At 55.2% G+C, this 4,763-nt stretch carries 5 protein-coding genes; all 5 read left to right on the forward strand.

Features of this window, described 5'->3' with window-relative positions; translation table 11 throughout:
- Nucleotides 1–334 precede the first annotated feature (334 nt).
- Nucleotides 335–586 carry a ribbon-helix-helix domain-containing protein gene (locus V6D20_11745; GenBank protein HEY9816456.1) on the forward strand — a complete coding sequence of 84 codons (252 nt, stop codon included), beginning with the start codon at nt 335–337 and terminating at the stop codon, nt 584–586.
- A 231-nt stretch (nt 587–817) separates the two neighbouring features.
- Complete coding sequence (locus V6D20_11750) at nt 818–2,587, forward strand: ATP-binding protein (GenBank protein ID HEY9816457.1); 1,770 nt, start codon at nt 818–820, stop codon at nt 2,585–2,587.
- A gap of 40 nt (nt 2,588–2,627) precedes the next feature.
- Nucleotides 2,628–3,683, forward strand: a complete 1,056-nt coding sequence (gene dusB / locus V6D20_11755; GenBank protein HEY9816458.1) for a tRNA dihydrouridine synthase DusB — start codon at nt 2,628–2,630, stop codon at nt 3,681–3,683.
- 187 nt (nt 3,684–3,870) lie between these two features.
- Nucleotides 3,871–4,206 (forward strand): thioredoxin, encoded by a 336-nt coding sequence (gene trxA / locus V6D20_11760; GenBank protein HEY9816459.1) that lies wholly within the window; start codon nt 3,871–3,873, stop codon nt 4,204–4,206.
- A gap of 241 nt (nt 4,207–4,447) precedes the next feature.
- Nucleotides 4,448–4,763 (forward strand): aminotransferase class I/II-fold pyridoxal phosphate-dependent enzyme (locus tag V6D20_11765; protein HEY9816460.1); only part of this gene is annotated, 316 nt, incomplete at its 3' end.

Genomic DNA, 4,763 nt, shown 5'->3' on the forward strand with positions numbered 1-4,763 from the left:
AGACGAAGACCCTCCCCCCAAACCCTTCTTCCAGGTTAGTAGAGGGGCTTTGAAGGCATCTGCAACTCTTGGTGGCAGAAGGATCTGGAGGATGAAGGTCAAAATTTATCCCCGGGATAGGGCTGTCACGGCATAAACACCTTAAGCGATCGAAATTCTCTCCCCGATGCCTGCCATGTCACGAGTCCTAGGTCAGGATATCCTGGGAAGAGGCCAATGAGGGCTGGGGCAACGTCCTAGAATAGGATTGAGCTAACCCAAGGATTTGCGATCGCCCGTTGAGAGTCGCAGCCTCACCTATTCCGATGATTTACCTCTTGAGAGAATGCTTCCGATGAACGATTCCACCACATCCCCTCTGTCTACGCCATCCACCATGACCACGCCATCCGATAAGGTTGAGTTATCGGTGCGCCTAGATGCCGATTTACTCGATCAAATCAAGCATCTTACAAAAGATCCTAGCAAGGTTATTGAAGTTGCCGTTCGCCAGTGGCTATCCGGCGCGAACCGTCGGGATGACGATCTCACCCGCACCCTACGCCGTAATCCCCCCGTGCCGCCCAAGGGCGAATGGAATGATTAAGCGAGCGTCTCGCACCCTGCAAACACCAAGCTTTGGATGGAGAGATGGGAACCATGACTTTTGCATCCCGGTCTGGTTCTAAAGTTCAAGCTATCACCTCGCTGGAGGAGATAGGGCCTTGCATCGCGATAGTTGCTTAATTGATTGGGGTACGCTTAGCTTAGCAGGGAGAAACCGGCTCTGAGCTATGGTTAGACCCCCATTGTGAATTGCTTGTGGGTTAGATACTTCATGACGTTACCCAGTCAGTCTTCAGTTTCAGTCGATGACGCATTGGCCCCAGCGCCTCAGGCGGAGCGCTCAAGCCTTGAGCCAGATTTAGTGCTGACTCAAGATGAGCTGGGCGTCATCTGTTCCTGCTACTGGCGCGATCGCAGCCAATTGTCTGATCTCACGTCAGTCGATACGGCTGTTATACTGCCCATTCGCCCCGAGGTCTATCAAGCCAAGGTGCAGCAAACCCTGCTCCAGTCTGTTGCCCAAACGCTGCGGTATCCCTTTTTCCATGGCGATCGCTACTTGTTAATTGATGGGGTCATGAGTCCGGTGTTGTTGCCAGGGCGATCGCCCACCCACGTGATGGTGATGGGTTGGGTCTGGTGCGAACTGTCGGAAGCAGAAGCGATCGCCCATGTGGAAGCGCTTCCCCCCGCCGAGGCTCTTCAGCCCCACGGCTATCAACGCGGTCTTTCCCAGGTAGCCTGGAATGTGCGTCGCACCCTCAACCTAGACGCCATTTGGCAGAAAACCGTGAACGGGCTAGGAGAAGTGCTGGGTGTAGCACGCTGTCTGATTTGCTCCTACGAAGCCGGGCATCCTGACATTGCTGTAACTGCAGAATACTGCCAACCCCAGTGGGATTCTGCGTTGGCTATTCGTCTACCGGTGACCCCCGAGAGTATGGCCCATCGGGTTTTAGCCACCCTCCATCCCCAGGTCTTGCCCGCCGAGTCTTTGGGGTTAATTGGTCAACAGCCTCCCGTTTTGGCGATCGCCACCTGCCATAAAGATCAGCCCAATGGATTGATCTTGCTGCAACATGCCGCCATGGAGCGGGAGTGGGGTGCTTTTGAGATTGATAAAATCCAAGAACTTGCCAGCCAAATTGGTACCGACATTGCCCATGCCAAGCTCTATGCCGAAAGTCAGAATCTCGCCACCGAGCTGCGAGAAACCAATGACCGCCTGCGAGAAAAACACCAAGAGCTAGAAGAAGCTCGCACCCAGGCAGAGGAAGCCTCCCGGCTGAAGAGCGAGTTTTTAGCCAATACTTCCCATGAGCTACGCACCCCACTCAATGGCATGATTGGCTTCCTGAAACTTGTGCTGGATGGCATGGCCGATGATCCTGAAGAGCAGGCCGAGTTCATTCAAGAGTCCTATAACTCGGCCGTGCATTTGCTGAATATCATCAACGATATTTTAGATATCGCCAAAATTGAGGCTGGCAAAATGCAGCTTGACCTCAACCCGGTGAACCTAGACGACTTGATGGAAAACGTCACCAAGCTCACCCGAGGGCAGGTTGCCCAGAAAAACCTAAGTTTTGAGATCTTGACTCCAGCTAGCCTAGAACCGGTGGTGCTCTACGGCAACTACCAGCGGTTGCTTCAGGTGATGCTGAACCTCGTTGGCAATTCCATCAAATTCACCCACGACGGCGGCATTACCATCACCGCCGAAATTATTCCTGAGAAAACGGTTGTGCAGGGCCAGGAAAAACCTGGGATTGTGAAAATTAGCGTGGCAGATACTGGCATCGGGGTATCCCTGGAAAAACAAGACCGGCTGTTCCAAAACTTTAGCCAAATTGATGGCTCTCGTACCCGGCAGTATGGCGGCACCGGTCTGGGACTGGTGATTTCCCAAAAGCTGGTGGAGGCCATGGGCGGAGTGGTAAGCTTTTTCAGCCTAGGGGAAGGGTTAGGGTCTACCGTGACCTTCACCGTAGCGCTTTATCAAGACCCGATTATGGTCTCAACGCAGTCGGGAGATGCGTAGCCCAGCGTTGAGGTGTAATACAGTTCACAGGCAGCGCGGTATGGAGAGCAGGACAATCGAAGACAATCGGGTGGTGCTATCACCAGCCCTGCGGACCCGCCTGGCATCTCCCCTACACATCGGCCAGGTCGTCGTCCACAGCCGGGTGTTGCAATCGCCCCTATCCGGCGTCACCGACTTGGTGTTTCGGCAGTTGGTGCGGCGCTATGCTCCCGACTCCATGATGTACACGGAGATGGTTCATGCCTCCGGGCTCACCCATGCCCGCCAGTTGCCCAAGGTGATGGATGTGGATCCCCAGGAGCGGCCTGTCAGCATTCAGCTATTTGACTGCCGTCCAGATTTTTTGGCAGAAGCTGCCCGCATGGCCGCCGCTGAAGGAGCCGATACCATTGATTTAAATATGGGCTGCCCGGTGAACAAAATTACCAAAAATGGTGGTGGATCATCCCTGCTGCGCCAGCCGGAGGTAGCCGAGGCCATTGTGCAGGCGGTGGTGCAGGCAGTTGACATTCCCGTCACGGTGAAAACTCGCATCGGCTGGGATGAAGACCATATCAATGCCGTAGAGTTTGCCCAGCGGATGGAGCAGGCCGGCGCACAGATGCTGACGCTCCACGGCCGCACCCGTGCCCAGGGCTATCACGGCCCTGCCCGCTGGGATTGGATTGCCCAGGTTAAGCAAGCGATCGCTATTCCAGTGATTGCCAACGGCGATGTGGTGTCTGTGGAATCGGCAGTACGTTGTTTAGACGAAACGGGGGCAGATGGGGTGATGTGTTCCCGAGGCACCCTCGGCTATCCCTTTCTCGTTGGTGAAATCGACCATTTCCTTAAAACCGGCCACCACCGCCCCCCGCCGTCCATCGTCGAACAATTGCGCTGTGCCCAAGAGCATCTCCGCCTGCTGGCTGCCTACAAGGGCGATCGCGGTATTTACCAATCTCGGAAGCACATGACCTGGTACGTCAAGGGGTTTAGTGGCGCGGCAGATCTGCGGCAACGCCTCTGCCAGATCGAAACTGTAGAACAAGGGATCGCGCTGTTGGATGAAGCGATCGCCCTGGTGACCGAGACATTGCCTATTCCCGTCTAGCCTATTCCTGTACGCCGCTATCTCGACGTGGTGTTCCGCATCAAGCATTGGGTACCCAATATCCCTGATACCCCGGATAACCCATGGTTTTTTGGGGAATGCTACACCGACCATGCCCACAACTCGGTAAGCTAGTACAGAGAGCACAAATATCCATTGCAGATTAGTACCACAACTATAGAGAGTCATGGCTGGCGTAACTGTTATTACCGATGCAGAGTTTGAGACCCAGGTTTTGAGTGCCTCCAAACTCGTCCTAGTCTACTTCTGGGCTAGTTGGTGTGGCCCTTGTCGTCTGATGTCACCGATCATGAATGGCATCGCAGAGACCTATGGCGATCGCCTCTCCGTTGTCAAAATGGAAGTGGATCCCAACCCCGAAGCCGTCGCCGCCTGTGGCGTGGAGGGTGTGCCAGCGCTGGTGCTGTTCCGGGACGGGCAGCAGCTCGATGCCACCGAGGGGGCCTTGCCTCGCCAAAAGCTGGAGGAGTTTTTAGCCAACCACCTCTCCTCAGCAGCTTAAGCTACTGTGTACACATAAATCCTGAAACCCTTGCTGTTAGGGCTTTACCCTTATCCCCCACCCCCTTCTCCCGTTCTGGGAGAAGGGGAGCCGGAAAGTCTGGTCTGGTCTCCCCCTCGCCCATGGTTTGGAGAGGGAAACTGAGGGGGGAGGGCCGAAATGTGGATAAACAGTAGCAGCAGCTTAAGGGAGGTCACGTTGAGGGGCAGCGGTCGATTCAGATGGCTTGATTGGAGACTCTATGCGCTTTGCAAATCGGATTCAACCGTTACAGACCAATGTATTTGCCGATATGGATCGAGCCAAGGGGCGGGCGATCGCAGCGGGGCGTTCTCTGATTGACCTGTCCCTGGGCTCCTCCGACCTGCCGGTGGCGGATCATGTTTTAGAGGCGATCGCTCAGTCCCTCACCGATTCCAGCACCCACGGCTACCTCCTGTTCAACCGCACTCGCCCATTTCGGGATGCCGTCGCCCAGTGGTATACCCAGCGGTATGGCGTTGCCGTCGATCCAGAAACGGAAGTCCTCACCTTAATTGGCTCTCAAGAGGGTACAG

The organism is Candidatus Obscuribacterales bacterium, from assembly GCA_036703605.1.
Lineage (GTDB): Bacteria > Cyanobacteriota > Cyanobacteriia > RECH01 > RECH01 > RECH01.

What these genes read in the sequence shown, in the direction of transcription:
- V6D20_11745 (HEY9816456.1), top strand. Translation starts at nt 335, where the DNA reads ATGAACGATTCCACCACATCCCCTCTGTCTACGCCATCCACCATGACC.
- V6D20_11750 (HEY9816457.1), top strand. Translation starts at nt 818, where the DNA reads ATGACGTTACCCAGTCAGTCTTCAGTTTCAGTCGATGACGCATTGGCC.
- dusB (HEY9816458.1), top strand. Translation starts at nt 2,628, where the DNA reads ATGGAGAGCAGGACAATCGAAGACAATCGGGTGGTGCTATCACCAGCC.
- trxA (HEY9816459.1), top strand. Translation starts at nt 3,871, where the DNA reads ATGGCTGGCGTAACTGTTATTACCGATGCAGAGTTTGAGACCCAGGTT.